The organism is Peribacillus sp. NPDC101481, assembly GCF_044767165.1.
Lineage (GTDB): Bacteria > Bacillota > Bacilli > Bacillales > DSM-1321 > Peribacillus.
Genome location: NZ_JBIWNJ010000006.1, coordinates 1 through 18,639 on the forward strand (window position 1 = coordinate 1; position 18,639 = coordinate 18,639).

The 18,639-nt window shown below is 39.6% G+C and carries 23 protein-coding genes, 1 tRNA gene, 1 rRNA gene and 1 pseudogene; 11 read left to right on the forward strand and 15 right to left on the reverse strand.

Annotated features, from left to right (window positions below; genetic code table 11):
* Positions 1-180 precede the first annotated feature (180 nt).
* From rrf to tsaD, 6 genes are all read left to right on the forward strand, one after another.
* A 5S ribosomal RNA gene (gene rrf, locus ACIROD_RS24265) occupies positions 181-296 on the forward strand.
* Between the two features lie 66 nt (positions 297-362).
* Positions 363-436 (forward strand) — tRNA-Met (locus tag ACIROD_RS24270).
* Between the two features lie 197 nt (positions 437-633).
* On the forward strand, positions 634-1,086 hold the full coding sequence (gene tsaE / locus ACIROD_RS24275) for a tRNA (adenosine(37)-N6)-threonylcarbamoyltransferase complex ATPase subunit type 1 TsaE (RefSeq protein WP_101225597.1): 453 nt from the start codon (positions 634-636) through the stop codon (positions 1,084-1,086).
* Positions 1,086-1,778, forward strand: a complete 693-nt coding sequence (gene tsaB / locus ACIROD_RS24280) for a tRNA (adenosine(37)-N6)-threonylcarbamoyltransferase complex dimerization subunit type 1 TsaB (protein ID WP_230178626.1) — start codon at positions 1,086-1,088, stop codon at positions 1,776-1,778. Before tsaE ends, tsaB begins: the two co-directional genes overlap by 1 nt.
* A 22-nt stretch (positions 1,779-1,800) precedes the next feature.
* Complete coding sequence (gene rimI, locus ACIROD_RS24285; RefSeq protein ID WP_101225599.1) at positions 1,801-2,253, forward strand: ribosomal protein S18-alanine N-acetyltransferase; 453 nt, start codon at positions 1,801-1,803, stop codon at positions 2,251-2,253.
* Entirely contained in the window at positions 2,250-3,263 is a 1,014-nt protein-coding gene (gene tsaD, locus ACIROD_RS24290; protein WP_402945118.1) for a tRNA (adenosine(37)-N6)-threonylcarbamoyltransferase complex transferase subunit TsaD, read from the forward strand. Before rimI ends, tsaD begins: the two co-directional genes overlap by 4 nt.
* A gap of 268 nt (positions 3,264-3,531) precedes the next feature.
* Here the strand turns inward: tsaD and ACIROD_RS24295 are convergent, their stop codons facing one another.
* The gene (locus ACIROD_RS24295) at positions 3,532-5,451 is read right to left on the reverse strand and encodes an ABC transporter ATP-binding protein (RefSeq protein WP_402945121.1); all 1,920 of its coding nucleotides are present in this window, start codon (positions 5,449-5,451) and stop codon (positions 3,532-3,534) included.
* Between the two features lie 133 nt (positions 5,452-5,584).
* On the opposite strand from ACIROD_RS24295, the gene moaC reads away from it, so the two are divergent.
* Together moaC and ACIROD_RS24305 are read left to right on the forward strand one after the other, a co-directional pair.
* Positions 5,585-6,097, forward strand: coding sequence for a cyclic pyranopterin monophosphate synthase MoaC (gene moaC / locus ACIROD_RS24300; RefSeq protein ID WP_101225602.1), 513 nt, complete (start codon positions 5,585-5,587; stop codon positions 6,095-6,097).
* Positions 6,098-6,125: 28 nt separating this feature from the next.
* Positions 6,126-6,785 carry a redox-sensing transcriptional repressor Rex gene (locus ACIROD_RS24305; protein WP_034306345.1) on the forward strand — a complete coding sequence of 220 codons (660 nt, stop codon included), beginning with the start codon at positions 6,126-6,128 and terminating at the stop codon, positions 6,783-6,785.
* Between the two features lie 29 nt (positions 6,786-6,814).
* Here ACIROD_RS24305 and ACIROD_RS24310 read toward each other — a convergent pair whose 3' ends face one another.
* Together ACIROD_RS24310 and ACIROD_RS24315 are read right to left on the reverse strand one after the other, a co-directional pair.
* Positions 6,815-7,027: a YdiK family protein gene (locus ACIROD_RS24310; RefSeq protein WP_034306342.1), complete on the reverse strand. Its 213-nt coding sequence runs from the start codon at positions 7,025-7,027 to the stop codon at positions 6,815-6,817.
* On the reverse strand, positions 7,024-7,749 hold the full coding sequence (locus ACIROD_RS24315) for a CPBP family intramembrane glutamic endopeptidase (RefSeq protein WP_402945126.1): 726 nt from the start codon (positions 7,747-7,749) through the stop codon (positions 7,024-7,026). The genes ACIROD_RS24310 and ACIROD_RS24315 overlap by 4 nt, the downstream gene beginning before the upstream one ends.
* Positions 7,750-8,083: 334 nt before the next feature.
* Between ACIROD_RS24315 and groES the strand changes: the two genes are divergently transcribed.
* Positions 8,084-8,368, forward strand: coding sequence for a co-chaperone GroES (gene groES, locus ACIROD_RS24320; protein ID WP_101225604.1), 285 nt, complete (start codon positions 8,084-8,086; stop codon positions 8,366-8,368).
* 59 nt (positions 8,369-8,427) lie between these two features.
* Entirely contained in the window at positions 8,428-10,065 is a 1,638-nt protein-coding gene (gene groL / locus ACIROD_RS24325) for a chaperonin GroEL (protein WP_101225605.1), read from the forward strand.
* 104 nt (positions 10,066-10,169) lie between these two features.
* Here groL and ACIROD_RS24330 read toward each other — a convergent pair whose 3' ends face one another.
* Together ACIROD_RS24330 and ACIROD_RS24335 are read right to left on the reverse strand one after the other, a co-directional pair.
* Positions 10,170-10,838, reverse strand: a complete 669-nt coding sequence (locus ACIROD_RS24330) for a site-specific integrase (RefSeq protein ID WP_402945237.1) — start codon at positions 10,836-10,838, stop codon at positions 10,170-10,172.
* Positions 10,819-11,187, reverse strand: a complete 369-nt coding sequence (locus ACIROD_RS24335; RefSeq protein ID WP_402945240.1) for a tyrosine-type recombinase/integrase — start codon at positions 11,185-11,187, stop codon at positions 10,819-10,821. The genes ACIROD_RS24330 and ACIROD_RS24335 overlap by 20 nt, the downstream gene beginning before the upstream one ends.
* 263 nt (positions 11,188-11,450) lie before the next feature.
* Here ACIROD_RS24335 and ACIROD_RS24340 point away from each other — a divergent pair, with 263 nt between their 5' ends.
* Entirely contained in the window at positions 11,451-11,597 is a 147-nt protein-coding gene (locus ACIROD_RS24340) for a hypothetical protein (RefSeq protein WP_402945129.1), read from the forward strand.
* Positions 11,598-11,658: 61 nt separating this feature from the next.
* On the opposite strand, the gene ACIROD_RS24345 is transcribed toward ACIROD_RS24340, so the two are convergent.
* From ACIROD_RS24345 to ACIROD_RS24390, 10 genes and pseudogenes are all read right to left on the reverse strand, one after another.
* Entirely contained in the window at positions 11,659-12,237 is a 579-nt protein-coding gene (locus ACIROD_RS24345; protein WP_260359231.1) for an RIO1 family regulatory kinase/ATPase domain-containing protein, read from the reverse strand.
* Positions 12,238-12,283: 46 nt separating this feature from the next.
* Positions 12,284-12,565, reverse strand: a complete 282-nt coding sequence (locus tag ACIROD_RS24350) for a Rossmann-fold NAD(P)-binding domain-containing protein (protein WP_402945134.1) — start codon at positions 12,563-12,565, stop codon at positions 12,284-12,286.
* 166 nt (positions 12,566-12,731) lie between these two features.
* Positions 12,732-13,148, reverse strand: coding sequence for an NAD-dependent epimerase/dehydratase family protein (locus ACIROD_RS24355; protein ID WP_402945245.1), 417 nt, complete (start codon positions 13,146-13,148; stop codon positions 12,732-12,734).
* A 131-nt stretch (positions 13,149-13,279) separates the two neighbouring features.
* Complete coding sequence (locus ACIROD_RS24360) at positions 13,280-14,353, reverse strand: phosphotransferase (protein WP_402945137.1); 1,074 nt, start codon at positions 14,351-14,353, stop codon at positions 13,280-13,282.
* A 30-nt stretch (positions 14,354-14,383) separates the two neighbouring features.
* Entirely contained in the window at positions 14,384-15,562 is a 1,179-nt protein-coding gene (locus ACIROD_RS24365; protein WP_402945140.1) for a carboxylate--amine ligase, read from the reverse strand.
* Positions 15,563-15,575: 13 nt separating this feature from the next.
* Entirely contained in the window at positions 15,576-16,886 is a 1,311-nt protein-coding gene (locus ACIROD_RS24370) for a glycosyltransferase family 4 protein (RefSeq protein ID WP_402945143.1), read from the reverse strand.
* Positions 16,883-17,539, reverse strand: a complete 657-nt coding sequence (locus ACIROD_RS24375; protein WP_402945146.1) for a PIG-L deacetylase family protein — start codon at positions 17,537-17,539, stop codon at positions 16,883-16,885. The genes ACIROD_RS24370 and ACIROD_RS24375 overlap by 4 nt, the downstream gene beginning before the upstream one ends.
* Positions 17,536-17,853, reverse strand: a complete 318-nt coding sequence (locus ACIROD_RS24380; RefSeq protein WP_402945149.1) for an EAL domain-containing protein — start codon at positions 17,851-17,853, stop codon at positions 17,536-17,538. The genes ACIROD_RS24375 and ACIROD_RS24380 overlap by 4 nt, the downstream gene beginning before the upstream one ends.
* On the reverse strand, positions 17,819-18,304 hold the full coding sequence (locus tag ACIROD_RS24385; protein ID WP_402945248.1) for an EAL domain-containing protein: 486 nt from the start codon (positions 18,302-18,304) through the stop codon (positions 17,819-17,821). The genes ACIROD_RS24380 and ACIROD_RS24385 overlap by 35 nt, the downstream gene beginning before the upstream one ends.
* Positions 18,305-18,502: pseudogene (locus tag ACIROD_RS24390) on the reverse strand (diguanylate cyclase domain-containing protein); the annotation flags it as partial.
* Between the last annotated feature and the right edge of the window lie 137 nt (positions 18,503-18,639).

The window sequence follows — 18,639 nt, forward strand, 5'->3', positions numbered from 1 at the left end:
AGAGGTGGAAGCGTGGCGACATGTGGAGCTGACTGATACTAATAGATCGAGGACTTAACCAACGCTTTTTAAAAAATGAAATACCTTCTTATTATTATCTAGTTTTGAAGGAATGAAAATTTCTTCTTGCATTTTGATTTCATACATGGTATGATAATAAATGTGCTAAAAGATTAAATGTTTGGTGGCGATAGCGAAGAGGTCACACCCGTTCCCATTCCGAACACGGCAGTTAAGCTCTTCAGCGCCAATGGTAGTTGGGGGTTTCCCCCTGTGAGAGTAGGACGCCGCCAAGCTATAATCATTGTATTATTTTTAAATAAATGGGAATACTATATTTATAAAAGTAACATTCATACCGTCGCGGGGTGGAGCAGTCCGGTAGCTCGTCGGGCTCATAACCCGAAGGTCGCAGGTTCAAATCCTGTCCCCGCAATCATGAAAAAAACGAAACTTAGGTTTCGTTTTTTTGTTTTATCTGAAATTCGAATAATTATGTCCTTAACTTATTTGTTTCTTCTTTTGAAACAAGGTAAACTACATATAGAATGGTTTTTGTTCCATAATATTGCGTTTATGGTTATAGACATGAACTATAGGACGTTTCCTAATAATGATAAAGGTGATTGATATATGCAACATGTTGAATGGATTTCTCAGAGTGAGGAAGAAACTGCGCAATTTGCGCATAGATTGGCACAAAAGCTTTCCAGTGGAGATGTTCTGGCATTAGAAGGTGACTTGGGTGCAGGGAAGACGGCATTCACAAAAGGGCTGGCTAAAGGACTAGGTGTTACCAGAATGGTGAATAGCCCTACCTTTACGATAATAAAGGAATACATGGGTCGCTTGCCTTTGTATCATATGGATGTATATCGGGTAAGTGAATCGGAAGAAGATCTAGGCTTTGATGAATATTTTGATGGTGATGGTGTGACTGTCGTTGAATGGGCCCATTTAATAAAGGATCACCTTCCAGAGGAAATCTTGACCATTTATATCTATCGTCTGGGCGATACCAGCCGGCGTATTGTTTTGGAAGCCAAAGGCGAACGATATGTAAAGTTATGTAAGGAGATTATTTGATGAAGGTTTTAGCTATAGATACATCGAATTTTACATTAGGGATTGCACTGGTAAACGAGAATCAAGTAATTGGTGAGTATACGACGAACCTAAAGAAAAATCATTCGGTGCGGGTAATGCCGGCAATTGAGACACTGCTGAGGGATTGTGATACTAAACCGAAGGAATTGACTAAGATTGTGGTCGCTCAAGGTCCAGGCTCATATACAGGGGTCAGGATTGGAGTGACGATAGCGAAAAGCTTGGCCTGGACGCTTCAGATTCCCTTATCAGGTGTTTCCAGCTTAGAGGTTTTAGCAGCTAATGGACGATATTTTAACGGGGTGATCTCTCCCTTGTTCGATGCAAGAAGAGGGCAGATTTATACTGGATTATATGAAATGGAAAAGGACTCTTTAAAGACAGTCATAGAAGATTGTAATATTCTATCCTCTGAGTGGGCGAGTCAATTGAAGGAATTAAATCGTCCTGTTTTATTTGTTGGTCAAGATGTGGACATCCATCGGGATGCAATTACGGATGCATTAGGGGAATTGGCGGTATTTGCTCCGGTACAGTCATATAATTCAAGGCCAAGCGAACTGGCCTTCATTGGTCTTGATAAGACTGAAGTGGATGTTCACCAGTTTGTACCGAATTATATCCGCATGGCTGAAGCAGAAGCAAAGTGGCTTGAACAGCAGGGGAAATAAACAAGGAAAGCGACCGATTATTATGAGTAAAACATTGACGTTCCGAAAGATGAATACGGAAGATATCGATCAAGTGCTAAACGTGGAAAAGCAGTCCTTTACTTTGCCTTGGAGCCGGGAAGCTTTTTTTAATGAATTGAATCATAATCAATATGCTGTATACATGGTGATAGAGGATGAAGGTAAAATCGCCGGTTATTGCGGTGCCTGGATCGTCATTGATGAATCGCACATTACCAATATAGCGATATTGCCAGAATACCGAGGGCAAAAGCTAGGAGAAGCTTTGCTCAGGAAGATGATTGAAATCTCCATTTCGATGGGTGTGGTGAGGATGACGCTAGAGGTCCGTGTCAGTAATGCAGTAGCCATTTCGCTCTATGAAAAACTAGGTTTCCAAAAGGGCGGAATCCGAAAAAATTATTATACAGACAATCAAGAAGATGCTTATGTTATGTGGGTGAATTTTTCATGAAACAAGATCAATTTATATTAGGTATTGAAACTAGCTGCGATGAAACTGCGGCAGCTGTCATAAAAAATGGTACGGAGATACTGAGTAATGTCGTGGCTTCACAAATTGAAAGCCATAAACGTTTTGGCGGTGTCGTCCCTGAAATAGCTTCCCGTCATCATGTAGAACAAATTACGATTGTTCTTGAAGAAGCACTGCTGCAAGCCGGTGTGACATATGAAGACTTGGATGCCATTGCCGTTACAGAAGGCCCCGGCCTTGTTGGGGCACTATTAATAGGCGTGAATGCGGCGAAGGCTGTAGCTTTCGCACATGGAATACCAATTGTCGGTACGCATCATATCGCTGGTCATATCTATGCAAATCGGCTTATTCAGGAGATCGAATACCCTGCGCTTTCTTTAGTCGTTTCGGGAGGTCATACAGAATTGGTGCTTTTAGACGAGCCAGGTTCTTTCAAGGTGATAGGGGAGACGCGGGATGATGCAGCAGGAGAGGCGTATGATAAAGTGGCTCGAACATTGGGGCTCCCTTATCCTGGCGGTCCTCATATCGATAGGCTTGCGCAAGAAGGCTCACCAACTTTAAAACTGCCTAGGGCATGGTTGGATGGCAGCTATGATTTTTCCTTCAGCGGGTTGAAATCGGCGGTGATCAACACTTTGCATAATGCAGAACAGCGCGGGGAAAAAATCGAACCTAAAGATTTAGCGGCAAGTTTCCAAGCAAGTGTGATAGAAGTGCTTGTAATGAAAGCTGTAAAAGCTGCAAAGGAATATAATGTGAAGCAGGTATTGCTTGCTGGAGGAGTTGCGGCAAATAAAGGCCTTAGGGAAGCATTAACGGAAGCTTTTAAGGATTTACCTATGGATATATCCATTCCGCCCCTCTATCTTTGTACGGACAATGCCGCCATGATCGGTGCTGCTGGCAGTGTCATGTTTGAAAAAGGAAAACGATCTGGTTTGGATTTGAACGGAAATCCTGGATTGGATATAGAAGCATTTTAATTGACGAGAAGACAGGATTCCACACTTCGGCATCCTGTCTTTTTATCGTGTTAATAAAATAATAGAATATTCTGTGGATAAAGTTTTTTTGATCAACCTACTGCATGTGTATAAAGTGGTGTTTTTGTGGATAAGTGGATATGTTTCTGTGGATAATGTGTATAACCCAAATTATTGGCTAATAAACGGTAAGTGAATTGTTAACAAGTTTGTGGATAACTTTTTAATTTGAAGTGAAAAAGACCGAGTCGATTGACCCGGTCATTTGTCATTCTTCAAGTTCGGCCCATTCTTCGAGCAGCTGGTCCAATTTTTCCTGTGCATTATCAAGCTTTGTTTGGACTTCCATCACTTTTTCGTGGTCCTGAAAAACATTTGGATCGCAAAGGAGGTCATTATATTCGCTTATTTCGGTTTCAAGACGCTCCATGGCTGCCTCGATTTCCTCAATGCGCCGTTTTCGCTGGCGTTCTGCTTTTTTTGCTTCTTTATCAATTTTGTAATTTGTTTTTTCTACAGCTGCATCTAAAGTTTTAGCCTGATCCTGCTGTTCAAGTGCTTTGATTTCCGCTTGCTCCTGTTTCTTCTCTAAATAGTAATCATAATCACCGAGGAATTCTTCGTTGCCGTCTTTGGAGAGCTCTATCACTTTCGTTGCTATCCGATTTATGAAATAACGGTCATGTGAGACGAAAAGAATAGTTCCTGGATAATCGATCAAAGCGTTTTCAAGCACCAATTTACTATCGAGGTCCAAATGGTTCGTTGGTTCATCAAGAATTAAAAAATTACCTTTTTGCATCATCATTTTGGCAAGAGCAAGCCGAGCCTTTTCGCCCCCGCTTAGTGTGGAAACGGTTTTCAAAACATCGTCCCCGCTAAATAGGAAATTACCGAGTACGGTTCGGATGTCCTTTTCCGGTTTAAGGGGATAGTCGTCCCATAATTCATTGAGTACGCGTTTATTGGAAACAAGGTTAGCCTGTTCTTGATCGTAGTAGCTGACTTCTACGTTCGTTCCAAAACGGAATTCCCCAGAAAGTGCAGGCAGCTTAGAAATGATCGTTTTCAATAAAGTTGATTTTCCAACTCCATTTGGGCCAACAAGAGCTATGCTCTCTCCCTTTGTCATCCGGGAATTAATATTCCTTGATACCGTTTCCCCTTCGTATCCGATAGCCAAGTCCTGGAGGTGGAGTACTTCATTTCCGCTTTGCCTTTCAATCTGGAAAGAAAAATTCGCGGATTTTTCATCCCCTTGCGGCTTGTCCAAAACATCCATCTTTTCGAGCTGCTTGCGTCTGCTTTGTGCTCTTTTCGTGGTCGAAGCCCTTGTGATATTACGTTGGACAAAGTCGCGAAGCTTTTCGATTTCCCCTTGCTGCTTCTCGAACAGTTTCATGTCCCGCTCATAATCTTCCGCTTTTCCCTCTAGGTAAGAACTATAATTACCATAGTATTTTTTCATGTTATTCCGGGAAATCTCATATACCAGGTTCACTACTTTATCTAAAAAATAGCGGTCATGGGAAACAATGAGCACAGCTCCCTGGTACCCTTGTAAATATTGTTCAAGCCAAGATAGGGTTTCAATATCCAAATGGTTCGTCGGCTCATCCAGAATCAATATATCCGGTTTCCTTAAAAGCAGCTTTCCTAATGCAAGCCTTGTTTTTTGCCCGCCGCTTAATGTGGAAATTGGGGTAGAATAGTCAAAGTCAGCAAACTGAAGCCCATGCAATACGGAACGGATATCCGCTTCATATTGATAACCGCCCTTCTCTTTGAATGCGACCATCAAAGTGTCGTATTCATTCAGCACTTTTTGGTAAATCGTTTCGTTTTCAAAGATTTCGGGTCTGGCCATATCCGCCTCAAGGCGACGCAGTTCCTTTTCCTGCTCTATAAGGTCCGTGAATACCGTCAGCATCTCATCCCAAATGGTCAGTTCGGATTCCAATCCCGTATCCTGGGCCATATAGCCGATTGTGACGCCTTTTGGTTTGATAATTTCACCGCCATCATGGGAAATCTTCCCGGCTATGATTTTTAGCAGAGTCGATTTTCCGGCGCCATTACGGCCGACAAGTGCAATTCGATCTTTATTTTGAACTTCGAGCTTCATATTTGATAAAATAAGTTCAGCTCCATAATATTTCGATAGTTGATTGATTTGTAATAAAATCATAGATTTCACCTCAATTGATTATAGATAGTGTAACGTATTTTAGTTATTATCGGCAACAGCTTGGTTCCATGGTAAAACAAAAGCTGTTACATAAAGTGGAATAATAGTGTATGATTTAGGAGGGGTTACTTAAATGGGAGACTTAACGCATTTTAATGAACAGGGCAGGGCCAAAATGGTCGATGTGAGTGCTAAGCCTGAAACAACCCGGACGGCAGTAGCTCAATCGAGCATTTTATTGAATGATGAAATATATGAATTGGTCACGAACCAGAAAATGAAAAAAGGTGATGTACTGGCTGTTGCACAGGTTGCAGGAATAATGGCCAGCAAAAATACATCCAATATCATTCCGATGTGCCATCCCATTGCACTGCAAGGGGTCAATATAGCCTTTGAGTGGGAAAAAGAGGAACAAGGATACAGACTTAGGATTGAAACGGAAGCTAAGACAAAAGGGAGTACAGGTGTGGAAATGGAAGCGTTAACAGCTGCATCCGTGACTGCCTTGACCGTTTATGACATGTGTAAGGCCATTGACAAGGGAATGGTGATCGGGCCTACATTCTTAGTGGAGAAAACAGGCGGAGTTTCCAGTAACGATTATAAAAGACAAGTAAAACAAACAGATAGAGAATTAAGTTGAAAAGCATGTGTGAAGGCGGGGAAGAACAATGAACCATGACCCAAAGATACCGCAGGCAACAGCCAAAAGGTTACCATTGTATTATCGATTTTTAAAGAACTTACATTCCTCAGGCAAGCAAAGAGTTTCCTCGGCAGAGCTAAGCGAAGCTGTAAAAGTGGATTCTGCCACCATACGCCGTGATTTTTCCTACTTTGGCGCGCTTGGGAAAAAAGGCTACGGCTACAATGTCAATTATTTATTATCCTTCTTTAGAAAAACACTAGATCAAGATGAATTGACCAAAGTCGCTTTAATAGGGGTAGGAAATTTAGGAACCGCTTTTTTAAATTACAATTTCATGAAAAATAATAATACAAAAATTGAAATGGCTTTCGAAGTTTCTGAAGAAAAAGTCGGCAAGCGGATAGCTGATGTGCCCATCTATCATATGGATCAAATCGATACGTTATTGCAGGAAAATAATATCACTGCAGCTATATTGACAGTGCCTGCACAGGTAGCCCAGACGATAACCGATCGTCTAGTCAAAGCTGATATAAAAGGAATATTGAATTTTACACCTGCAAGGCTGACCGTGCCTCCATCCATAAGGGTTCACCATATTGACCTGGCCGTGGAGCTTCAGTCGCTCATCTACTTCCTGAAACATTATCCGGTAGTGGAAGAAGCCGCCTTGGAGGAATGAAAAAAACGCTGCATCTTTGCAGCGTTTTTTTATTTTTTCTTATTTTTTTGTGCGGCTTTAATCTTAAAGTGCAGCATGATCATGCGTAAGCCCGATCCAAAGTCAAGAGTCGCAATGAGGACAAGTATGTAGGCGAAGAGTCCCCATCCAGAAGAATTGACGGTTTGAATCGCGATAGCGGTAAAAAGAGCTCCTAAGCCTGCATAGATGATGCCCATGAATAAGGGTGATTGACGTTTCATAATAAACCTCCGATGAAGGCCTGTGCAGTATCCATCATCTTCTCTATATCCTCCCGATATACCACTTGAAGGATGATAACAAGCGTATTCATCGCAATATGAGCGCTCATTGATACGAGAATGCGGCCTGTTTTTGCATAAAGGAAAGCAAAAGTGAAGCCCATTGCCGTATATAAAAGAAGATGTTCAAATTCACCATGCGCCAAGCCGAAAATAACTGAGCTGATTAAAGCTGAAATAAAGAAGTTAAAGCGTTTATGAAGTGATCCGAAAATGATTTTCCGGAAAATTAATTCTTCCAATATAGGTCCAATTACTGAAGTGACGAAAATGACCGCGGGGACTTTGTAAATGAGTGAAATGAGTTGCTGCGTATTTTCAGATTCAGACTCCACCCCAAGCATTTGTTCAATGCTGCCGGCAATGCTTTGCGCAAAAAGAGCCATGAACACTCCTGCAATTGCCCATAATATGGACATGGAAACGGAAGTTTGATTTCGCGTGTCCAACTTTTCCCTCATATCTTTTCTCATTAAAAAAAGAATCAAGAATAAAGCAGTGAGAAAACTGAAAACTATCCAGTATGCTGCAGATTTCACTTGGAGTTCATCAGCCGGCATTCCGGTATAAGACCCGATCAGCATGAAAATGGGTACCCCAACAATACTGGATAATTGCATGGCAATATAAGTGATGATGACGAACCAATATTCTTTTTTCAAAAATGAAAACTCCTTTTATAGTCACCCATTCCGCTCGGAACGTTCCTGATATGGGGACAAGCTATAAACGCATACTCCAAAATGGTATCAAAAATTGAGGCAGAACACCACTTAAAGGTACCCCTAACGAAACATTTAAATAACTTTGTTAAGGAAATCATTATGCTAAAGTAGTTTACCCGTAATTTATCAGAAATTAATAAAAAATTTTCAATAAGATACTTGCAAAAAAGGCTCGGTTTATTTAATATTATAAATGTGTTAGCACTCGATGATGAAGAGTGCTAATAATCATGTAACAAATTACCAAGAGAATATGAGGAGGTTGTTTCACTTGTTAAAACCATTAGGTGATCGCGTTATTATTGAACTAGTTCAAACTGAAGAAAAAACTGCAAGCGGTATTGTTCTTCCTGATACTGCTAAAGAAAAGCCACAAGAAGGTAAGGTAGTAGCAGTTGGTACTGGCCGTGTCCTTGAAAATGGCGAACGTGTTGCTTTAGAGGTTGCCCAAGGCGATCTAATTATCTTCTCAAAATATGCAGGTACTGAAGTTAAATACGAAAACACTGAATACTTAATTTTACGTGAAAGCGACATTCTAGCTGTTATCGGCTAATTATACATCATACTTAACTGAACGAAAATTTTCTTAAAATTTTAGGGAGGTACTTATAAATGGCTAAAGAAATTAAATTTAGTGAAGAAGCTCGCCGCTCCATGCTTCGTGGTGTGGACGCACTTGCAGATGCAGTTAAAGTAACGCTTGGACCAAAAGGTCGTAACGTGGTTCTTGAGAAAAAATTCGGTTCACCGCTTATCACTAATGACGGTGTGACGATCGCTAAAGAAATCGAATTGGAAGATGCATTCGAAAACATGGGTGCGAAATTGGTTGCTGAAGTAGCAAGCAAAACAAACGACGTAGCTGGTGACGGTACAACGACTGCAACGGTTCTTGCACAAGCGATGATCCGCGAAGGTCTTAAAAACGTAACAGCTGGTGCTAACCCAATGGGTATCCGTAAGGGAATCGAGAAAGCGGTCAATACTGCAATCGCAGAATTGAAAGCCATTTCCCAACCTGTTGAAAACAAAGAATCTATTGCACAAGTTGCTGCCATCTCTTCAGCTGATGAAGAAGTCGGCCAACTGATTGCGGAAGCAATGGAGCGCGTTGGTAACGACGGCGTCATCACAATCGAAGAGTCTAAAGGTTTCACAACTGAATTGGACGTAGTAGAAGGTATGCAGTTCGATCGCGGATATGCATCTCCATACATGGTTACTGATTCAGATAAAATGGAAGCTGTACTAGAAAATCCATATATCTTGATCACAGATAAAAAAATCACGAATATCCAAGAAATCCTTCCTGTACTTGAGCAAGTTGTACAACAAGGTAAACCGCTATTATTGATTGCTGAAGATGTAGAAGGCGAAGCGCTTGCAACTCTTGTTGTGAACAAACTTCGTGGAACATTCAACGCTGTTGCGGTTAAAGCTCCTGGATTCGGTGACCGTCGTAAAGCAATGCTTGAAGACATCGCAGCTCTTACAGGCGGCGAAGTAATCACTGAAGAAATCGGTCTTGACCTTAAATCTGCAACAATCGATTCATTAGGCCGTGCGTCTAAAGTGGTTGTTACAAAAGAAAATACAACGATCGTTGAAGGAGCTGGAGATACAGCTCAAATTCAAGCTCGTGTAAACCAAATCCGTGTTCAATTAGAAGAAACAACTTCTGAATTCGACCGTGAAAAATTACAAGAACGCCTTGCTAAATTAGCTGGTGGCGTAGCGGTAATTAAAGTCGGTGCAGCTACTGAAACAGAATTAAAAGAACGTAAACTTCGTATTGAAGATGCATTGAACTCCACTCGTGCCGCTGTTGAAGAAGGTATCGTAGCCGGTGGTGGTACAGCACTTCTTAACGTATACAATAAAATCGCTGAAATTCAAGCTGAAGGCGACGTAGCAACAGGCGTGAAAATCGTTCTTCGTGCCATCGAAGAGCCTGTTCGTCAAATCGCTCACAATGCTGGACTTGAAGGCTCTGTAATCGTAGAGCGCCTTAAAGGCGAAGCAGTAGGCACTGGCTTCAACGCAGCTACTGGACAATGGGTGAACATGATCGAATCCGGTATCGTCGATCCTACTAAAGTAACTCGTTCAGCTCTACAAAACGCTGGTTCTGTAGCAGCTATGTTCTTAACAACAGAAGCTGTTGTTGCTGACAAACCAGAACCTGCTGGCGCTGGCGGCATGGGCATGCCTGACATGGGCGGAATGGGCGGAATGGGCGGCATGATGTAATCATCGCCTAGAACCCTTGGTATATAGGGGTTTGTAAGGTGGAGATTAGTGAAATGCTAACTTTTTGCTAACTTTCAGTTTTTAAACAACTTTACTTCAACCAATTAGAGGAGACCTTTCGTAAGTTCACTGAACTTATGGGAGGTCTTTTCTTCGATATTTTTTGTCATATGAGCGTAAATGTTCATCGTCGTATTTATATCTGAATGCCCTAATCTTTCTTGAATCTCTTTTACGCCTGCCCCAGCTTCAATGAGAAGGGATGTATGAGTATGTCTAAAGCTGTGGGGGGTAATATGCTTGTCTACATCCAAATGATTCATTAAACGTAAACGATGTAAACGCAATACCATTTGTTTCATAACCCTTGGATGACCGGTGTTTTCTGCAAAAATGAAATCTTGATCCTCATATACTAACCGTTTTTTCATTTTTAATTCCATCTGCTCACGCTTGTGTGCTTTGAATAATGCGACAAGTCCATCGTCAATCATGATTGTGCGGATTGACTTTTTTGTCTTTGGGGTTAGGAGTTGATAACCTGTACTTTTGTTATTTGGATTATAGTATGTTTTGGTGATTCTTATAGTTTTCTTAGTAAGGTCCAGGTCTGTCCATTTTAATGCTAACATTTCGCCTAAGCGCATACCGGTATATGCCAAAGTAGCAAAACATAGATAGTCTAGATATAATCCTTGTTCTTTTGTGATACGTAGAAGGGTTTTCAGTTCATTTAACTCAAGAAACTTTCCCTTAACCTCGTCTTCCTCGATATCCTAAAACAGTCACATGCTTTTTGGGCATGACAAAACCATAGGTTGGATTTGTCTTTATCAAGTCTTGCCTGATAGCATGCTTGAAGATCATGTTTCCCGTCGTATGGATACTGTCAATATAGTTATGGCTAAATTCCTTATTTAGTTCGTTGATTCGAGATTGATACATATGTTTTGTAATCTTACGAAGCGGAAGGTGCCACCATGTTGATACAAGATGCTTCATAGCTATCCTACGGGCTCTAACGCTACTCACTTTTACTTGAGTTCCATAGTATTCTAGCCACTCATTTGCAAAAGTTTCGAAAGTGATGGTTGACTCCCGAATTACTCCACCGTTTAAAATTGATTCTTCAAGTTTGTTCGCTGCTAGTTGTGCTTCCTTTTTTGTCCTAAATTTGAATTGATTGAAAAAGGGGAGTCCCCCGTGTCTTCCTCAATTGCACAGGTTGCAGCTTCTGTCGCTCTTGAAAAATGAGGAAATGACAACGGGAGAGTACGATGAATTTGAATGGACAGTACTTCAGCAGTCCAAAGATCAAGGCTTCAACAGCTTCGAAATTTCGATAGGGTTGCGTGAGGACTGTTTTAAAAGCGGCAAGGGTGTTTATGGTATTTGAGGTGCTTGAAAAGTCAGGTGAAGTAATCAAGACGCAACCACCCGTAGAACTTTTGGAAGAAGAGCAGTTCGATCAGCAATTTACAGTCACCATGGTAACAACAGAATCGAGTGAAGAGATAAAGAAAAAAACATGAAGGTTTCCGAAGTGGATCAGGTTGTTGTAAATGCCCTTGATTTTGAAGGCTTGAGGCATGCTTATTTTTTATCAGTCACTAAGTTTTTCCATTCCTTATATAAGGATGGGCGAAGCTTTTTCACATGTTCCAAAAACTCTTCCAAAAATCCAATCTTTTTTAAATCAGTCAACAATTTAGTAGGGACAGATCTGACCGTATTAAATGCCCTCTTAAGGTCAATTATTTTTATTTCCCCTAGTTCATTGAAAAAAATGTGGCGAACTTCAATATCTAGTCTCGTAAAACCCACAGTTTTCATTTCATCCAGCATCGATAATATTTTCCCCACAATTGCCTCTGAGAGTTTTTTCTCTTTTTTTAAATAATGCTTAAGATTATAACCTTTCACAAACTCCATCACTATATAGTTAGAACCATATTCATATAATTTAGGAATAATTGGAGACGATTGTCCTTTTTGCAGTGCATTTAATTCCTTTTTTTGTGTGTCTTCATTAACAAAAATTTTGACGCACTTCTGAGGGGGCAATTGAAAGACGGATCCATCTGCCCCCTTTCCAAGCATTGTGTAACCACTCAGGTCTTGAACGGTTACAACGCCTTTTTTCATGGCTGCTATTTTTTCAAAATCATTCATTTCTGATCTCCTTTTTTTCGATATTTCTTCAAATGCGCCTATAATTTTAAAAACCTTTATAATACTTTAAAGTTTCATTTAATCCAGCTTTCAAATCATAAGCCGGATTCCAGTCCAAAAGATAAGAAGCTTTGGTATTATCTAATCGGCTATAGCGAATATCTCCCTTACGTTCGGGCATGGAGAGGGAGTGAATATTTATAGAGGTAAGTGATGTAATCATCTGATAAAGTTCATTAATACTTATCTTCGAATCACAACCAATATTGAAGATTTCATTTGTTCCTTTTTCAATGGCCAGCACGTTGGCCAAAGCAACATCTTTCACATACACAAAATCCCTTGTCTGCTCTCCATCTCCAAAAAAATGGGAGATTCCCCATTAAGGATTTTCTTAAAAAATAGAAATCACTCCCACTTCTCCTTTTGAAGTTTGGCGGGGACCATAAACATTGGCATATCTTAGAATGGTAAAAGGTACGTTATGAAGTATGTTAAATATTTGAATATACATTTCTAATACCATAATAGGATTGAAGTTGAATGGAAAGTGTTTCCATTATACTGCAATCGTCTTTTTCTCCGTATACTGCACAAGATGAGGAAAGTATGAATTTTTTCACATCGTACTTTTTGCAGCATTCAAGCAAACGAATCGTTCCAAGAATATTTTGATTAGCATCCTCAACTGGATTTTGTATCGAGTAGGCAACATCCACTTGTGCCGCTAAATGGATCACTACATACGGTTTTTCTCGAGCAAAAGCATCTTCTATTTGTGGTGAAGAAATGTTCAGGTCAATGAAACAAACGTGAGAAGGCACATTTTCTCGTTTACCTGAACGTAAATTATCCACTACTAGCGGTTCATAACCTGATTGAATTAATAATTCGACAACATGTGAACCAATAAATCCAGTCTCGCCTGTAACGAGTACCCTTCATCCGGACTCACAACTATCATTTCTATATATATGAGAAGACCGTATAATATTTTGCATGCATAAAACTCCTTTATAGTATTATGAATTCGTGCGATGCACTAATATAACCCAAGTTCTTTTCCCCAAACCTCAATTTTTTCAAGGTATCTCTTGAGAAGAGTGCTTTTTCCTCCATCCAACACCTTTTGCAAATGGCTAGAAAGCTTTTTTTCTAGGGTTCTTTGTAAATACGCCTTTTTAAGAAGATTCAGTGGATCCTCACTGAAGGTTATCCCATATTTTAGCATTTCTTGGCAATAAACTTGCACACATTGACTTCGAATCTCCTCTTCGCTTTGTTGCCAATCCCAGCGAAAATCTATTAATAATTCGACTAGAACGACCAAATCATACCAGCAAGGATAATGCTTCGCTGACTCCCAATCAATCAAAGAGACTTTCCAGTTCTCCTCATCATCATTCGCATTTTCACAGCAAATATTGTGGACATGGAGGTCGCCATGGATCAGACACTGGCCAGATTTAGTAATTTCGGGAAAAAAAACCGGACCTTTTTTTAATATTCTTTTGATAATTTTATACCTTGGTTCCACCAATTCTTTTAAGTTAGGATCTTTCATTGCCAAATCTAGGTTTTCCATTGCTTTTTTGACCCCTTTAGTCCTTTCCTTTACCTTCTCCTCAGAATCAAAATGGGGAAGAGAGGTGTCGAAAAGATCTGCATGCCTCACAAATTGATTATCAAAGGTTTTGGCATGAAACTTTGCCACCGTGGGGATAATTCGTTCCAAATGATTTGGAGCTAATTTTATTTGTCCTCGTAACGGCTTCAAACATTCGGTAAACATCCATGTTTCATTCCCATTTACATTCGGTTCAAGCCAATACAAACGCGGCATAATCTCGTGATAAATGTAATAAGCTTTTTGATACATATTAATTTCCAACCTATGATTTTCTTTCAGTGGAAGTTTGTATATTTTAAGCACGATGGGAATGAACTCCGTGCCATCAGTTAGAACCAACTTCCAAATACTTGTCCTTTCACGTGAATTTTTGAGGCATTCTATTCTTTCTTCCACTAATTTCACTTTTTTACCAAGGACATTTTTAAGCTTTTTTTCCCAATCAAATTGTTTCCAACGGCTAAGAATTTCTTCTATACTATTCAAATAGAAAGTTCCCTCCCTCTTTTATCATTTTTACTGTCTCCCCCATAAATTTCGCAAATGGGAAACAAAACTCCGAACAAATGGAAGAGGGTCATTCCAAGCAAAGAGAGCCTCAACCTTTTTTCCATATAAGCTCTTTATCCACTCAACGAACCTCATTTCCCCATTTTTTTGTTTTTGGCGAAAGGAAAGAAAATCACGGACGAAGTAAACCCATTTGACCCCTTCTTTCTGCTCTGTCACTGGTGATGGATTTTGCCCGGTAAGGGATAAATAATACAAGTAAGCCAAATTAACCCCACAAGCAATCGATAATGCTTGAGTTAAACCTATTCTTGAATTGATTTCGATGAATTTCAGTTTCCCATCTCTTGGATCCCGTTTAAATTCGGCAATAGCCAAGCCTTTGAATTGAATATCTTTTAGAAAGGTAGTAGCAAGTTGAATGACTTCTTCATCCCTAACACTTAGGGCAAGAGCAGTGGATCCAAAATGAGGGGGAAATTGATGTAATTTTTGGTTCATCCACAAGCCAATTAAATTCATTTGTTCGTCAAAAAAAGTCTTGACGGAATAAATACAATCCTCCGCACCAGGAATGACTTCCTGGATCATTAGTTCACCGTATGGGCGATAAAAAAGGTATTCTTCTCTCAATTGGGAAGGACGTTCTACTACAATGGCTTTCTTATAAAGACGATGATCGATATTTGAGCGGAAATGAGAAGAATAAACTGGTTTTAATATACAAGGGAAGGTAATTTGATTGATAATTTGCTCAAATTGATCTTCATTATTTATAGCGTAAGTTTTGGGGCATGGCACATTTGATTTCATGGCCAATTCATACGTTAATCTTTTATCTAATACAGCTTCGACAAGTGTGAGATTAGGTAATAGAAACCGATAGTAGTGTGAAAGGACAAATCTGTTTTTTGAAATAAACTGAACAAAGTCATCAGAACCCGCATACAGGACTGGCTTTTGTCCAAACTTTTGCGACAGTCTAGTAAGAAATAGTATTAATGCTGGTCCCTCACTAACTGGATTCGGACAAATTCCGCAAGTGGCAAACCAAGTTTTACCGATTTCATATTTTCCGCTCGTATCAAACGCATATACCTTTATTCCTTCTTTCGCTAAACTCCTCACAATCCCTATACCGGTTGCACTTAGATCAAGAACAACGGCTGGAACATCATGTAGCATGCTCTTTCCTCCTTCAAAATAATGATTGATAGACTTTTTCAATCTTTTTGACCATGTTACTAGTGGTTAAATGTTTTAGTGCAAATGCCTGTGCATTGCGTGCTAATTCTTTTCTAATTGATTTTTTTCGTAATAAGAGCGATAACTTTTTTGCAAGCTTCTTTGGGTTAGCTGGTTCAACAATAAATCCTGAATAATTATTTTTAATAATTTCCGGGATTCCGCCACAATTGGTAGTAAGAATTGCTTGTTTGGTAAACATTGCCTCAATAATTGAGATTGGCAGCGTATCGCTTGTGGTTGGCAGAATAAATATGTCTGATTCACTTAGCAATTTAGGTATGTCTTCTCTGCTGCCTAAAAAGGAAACGTTTTTCAACTCCAACTCATTAACCTGCTTCTCGAGCTGCTTTCTCATCTCACCATCGCCTACTATCCGGACTTCTACATCTCTCAGCTTGTCTTTAATAAGCGCAAGGGCTTCAAATAGGTACATATGACCTTTACGTGGTCGAAGGCGTGCGACACAAGTTATCACCATTTTAGATTGGCTTTTTTTCCTTTTTTTCTGAATATTCCATCCACCAAAATCAATTCCAGTATAAACAGTGGTCATTTTAGATTCCTCCGCACCTAAATTTATTAGAATTGGGCGAAAGACATCACAAACGATGATTAATTGATTAGCATTTTTAATGGCTTGTCTGTCAATGGCCGAAAAATAGGTTTCCTCAACCGACCCTTTTTCCATCAAGTTAAACTTTAATCTGTTGTGGGTCATAAATCCATGAGGTGTAAAAAGAAGAGGTTTTTGAAGGGATCGGTTTAGTATCCCTATTACATTAGCTGTATATCGATCTTGTGCGTGGATAATATCATATTGCTCCAGGTCAATATCCTTTAACATCGTATAGTAACTATATAGTTTGCTAATGTTGTGTAGAATTTTTCCATTACAGCTGCCATACCGATTGATAAAAAAATGTGTAAATTCCTCAGAATATCTAGTTCGTAATACCTCCATTTCTTTAGATGGAAAATGATTTGGTGCTATTACATGGACACTATGACCTAATTTTTCCAAGCCGTTTTTAAGTGTTGTGATATAGTTTTGCAGTCCACCGATACTTGGATACTCCCAAAACGTTGTGATTAATATTTTCATTTTTTTGTTTTGAATTTCTGCTGAGTGGATTCGCTGCCTTTCTACCACTTGTTCTTCTTCAAATATTTCATTAATCTCATAATATTGATCCATAGCTGAGATTAGGTAAGGAAAAAGAGTCGGCACAAAATGCTGGTCCTTTTGATGTTTTCCTGTCACTTCCACACCCTCCTTATGATTTCAAAAGCTTCTGCGAATTCGACCCCAACCGTCATTCCCCTGACCCGCGCTAAATATTTCACTCCGTCATATGAACGTGGATGAGGGAATGGTCTCATTTCTATATCATAATGGTGAAGAGATTGTAGCTTGTCATCGATGGTATCTGTAATATCCACAAAATAATTGGGTTTGAATTCCTTATCATTCGTATGCTGGCTCCATTCACTGGAAGAAACCGTTTCAAAACAAAGGATCTCAATCGGTTGTTTTCCAGGCAACGGCCGGGCTGCTGTGATGACTGCTTGAAACAAAATTTGATGGTCTTTGTTTGTATCTCCATAATGATGAGTGAAAATTATAGAAGGTTTATACTTATCCAATAGAGCTTCAATCGCTTTGGCGATTTTGTGAAGAGGAATTGTTTCCAACAATAGATTGGGGAATTCCAAAAATAGGACCTCGTCTACCCCTAAGTGTTTGTTAGCTTGCTGCATTAATGGCTGAATGTGCTGCTCCTCTTCCTTACGTCCCTTGGCGGCAATCACTGTGATTACCTTATAGCCATGATTAATTAATTTCTTTATCGTTCCGCCGCTTCCAAGAATTTCATCATCGGGATGAGCGGCAATCACTAGAACATTCATACTCATTCAGATCCCTCAACTCCATTTAATATTAGTACTCTAATAATTATATGAAATTGATCCGAAGTGGATATGGACAATGGTAAAAAAACTTCGACACACCCATGCCGAAGCAGAAAGGTTACTTGATCGTTTGTTTCAACGCCCTCAGCGATGACTTGAAGTTTTAATAACTGTGCAATTAGAATAATAGTCTTGATGATGGTTTGATCATTTAAGTCATGAGTACCTTCAGACATAAAGGATTGATCAATTTTCAGGCTTATCAACTGGGAATCGTTTAAGCTAATTAAGCGAACTATATCCCGTTCGAAAATCATCGATACTAATCATAACACCAATTTTTTTAAGCTCAATCAGTGTTGAAATAGCGGATTCAACATCCAAACTCATACTTTCAGTAATCTCAATCTCTAAATATTTGGGTTCAAGTCCCGTTTCATTTAATACTTTTCGAACCACTTCAGGCAGCCTCGATTGAAAAAATTGTTTTGCTGATATGTTGACCGCTACCGTTATTGGCGGAAAGCCATCGTCCTGCCACTTCTTATTTTGCATACAGGCCGTACGTAATGCCCACTCACCTATAGGGATAATCAAACTGGTTTCATCTGCTTTGGGGATAAAATCAGCTGGGGCAATCATTCCTCTCTCAGGATGATTCCATCGAATTAATGCTTCAGCCCCAATTATTTCATTTGTTTCAAGGTTCATTTGCGGCTGATAAAATGGTATGAATTCGTTTCTTTCTAAGGCTTTACGCAGGTTGATTTACATTTCAAATTCATGTTGAGATTTTTCTTGTAAATCATCCGTATAAATTTGATAATTATTACTCCCGAGACTCTTGGCTAAGTACATGGCTAAATCAGCGTTTTTTATGAGCGCATCAAAACTGTCACCGTGCTCAGGGAAAATACTAATTCCGATACTCGGTATCACTAATATCTCATTATGACATTTATAAAACGGATCAGATAAATTTGTTTATATTCGTTGAGCCACCTCGTGAGCTCTGTTTACGTTTGAGTTGGATAGCAGAATAGTAAATTCGTCACCGCCATACCTTGATTTGTAGATTGATAATATTGTTAACGCTTACATTT

Coding starts and splice junctions, on each gene's coding strand:
- tsaE (WP_101225597.1), top strand. CDS start 634: ATGCAACATGTTGAATGGATTTCTCAGAGTGAGGAAGAAACTGCGCAA.
- tsaB (WP_230178626.1), top strand. CDS start 1,086: ATGAAGGTTTTAGCTATAGATACATCGAATTTTACATTAGGGATTGCA.
- rimI (WP_101225599.1), top strand. CDS start 1,801: ATGAGTAAAACATTGACGTTCCGAAAGATGAATACGGAAGATATCGAT.
- tsaD (WP_402945118.1), top strand. CDS start 2,250: ATGAAACAAGATCAATTTATATTAGGTATTGAAACTAGCTGCGATGAA.
- ACIROD_RS24295 (WP_402945121.1), bottom strand. CDS start 5,451: ATGATTTTATTACAAATCAATCAACTATCGAAATATTATGGAGCTGAA.
- moaC (WP_101225602.1), top strand. CDS start 5,585: ATGGGAGACTTAACGCATTTTAATGAACAGGGCAGGGCCAAAATGGTC.
- ACIROD_RS24305 (WP_034306345.1), top strand. CDS start 6,126: ATGAACCATGACCCAAAGATACCGCAGGCAACAGCCAAAAGGTTACCA.
- ACIROD_RS24310 (WP_034306342.1), bottom strand. CDS start 7,027: ATGAAACGTCAATCACCCTTATTCATGGGCATCATCTATGCAGGCTTA.
- groL (WP_101225605.1), top strand. CDS start 8,428: ATGGCTAAAGAAATTAAATTTAGTGAAGAAGCTCGCCGCTCCATGCTT.
- ACIROD_RS24340 (WP_402945129.1), top strand. CDS start 11,451: ATGGTATTTGAGGTGCTTGAAAAGTCAGGTGAAGTAATCAAGACGCAA.
- ACIROD_RS24345 (WP_260359231.1), bottom strand. CDS start 12,237: ATGAATGATTTTGAAAAAATAGCAGCCATGAAAAAAGGCGTTGTAACC.
- ACIROD_RS24365 (WP_402945140.1), bottom strand. CDS start 15,562: ATGCTACATGATGTTCCAGCCGTTGTTCTTGATCTAAGTGCAACCGGT.
- ACIROD_RS24375 (WP_402945146.1), bottom strand. CDS start 17,539: ATGAGTATGAATGTTCTAGTGATTGCCGCTCATCCCGATGATGAAATT.
- ACIROD_RS24380 (WP_402945149.1), bottom strand. CDS start 17,853: ATGATTTTCGAACGGGATATAGTTCGCTTAATTAGCTTAAACGATTCC.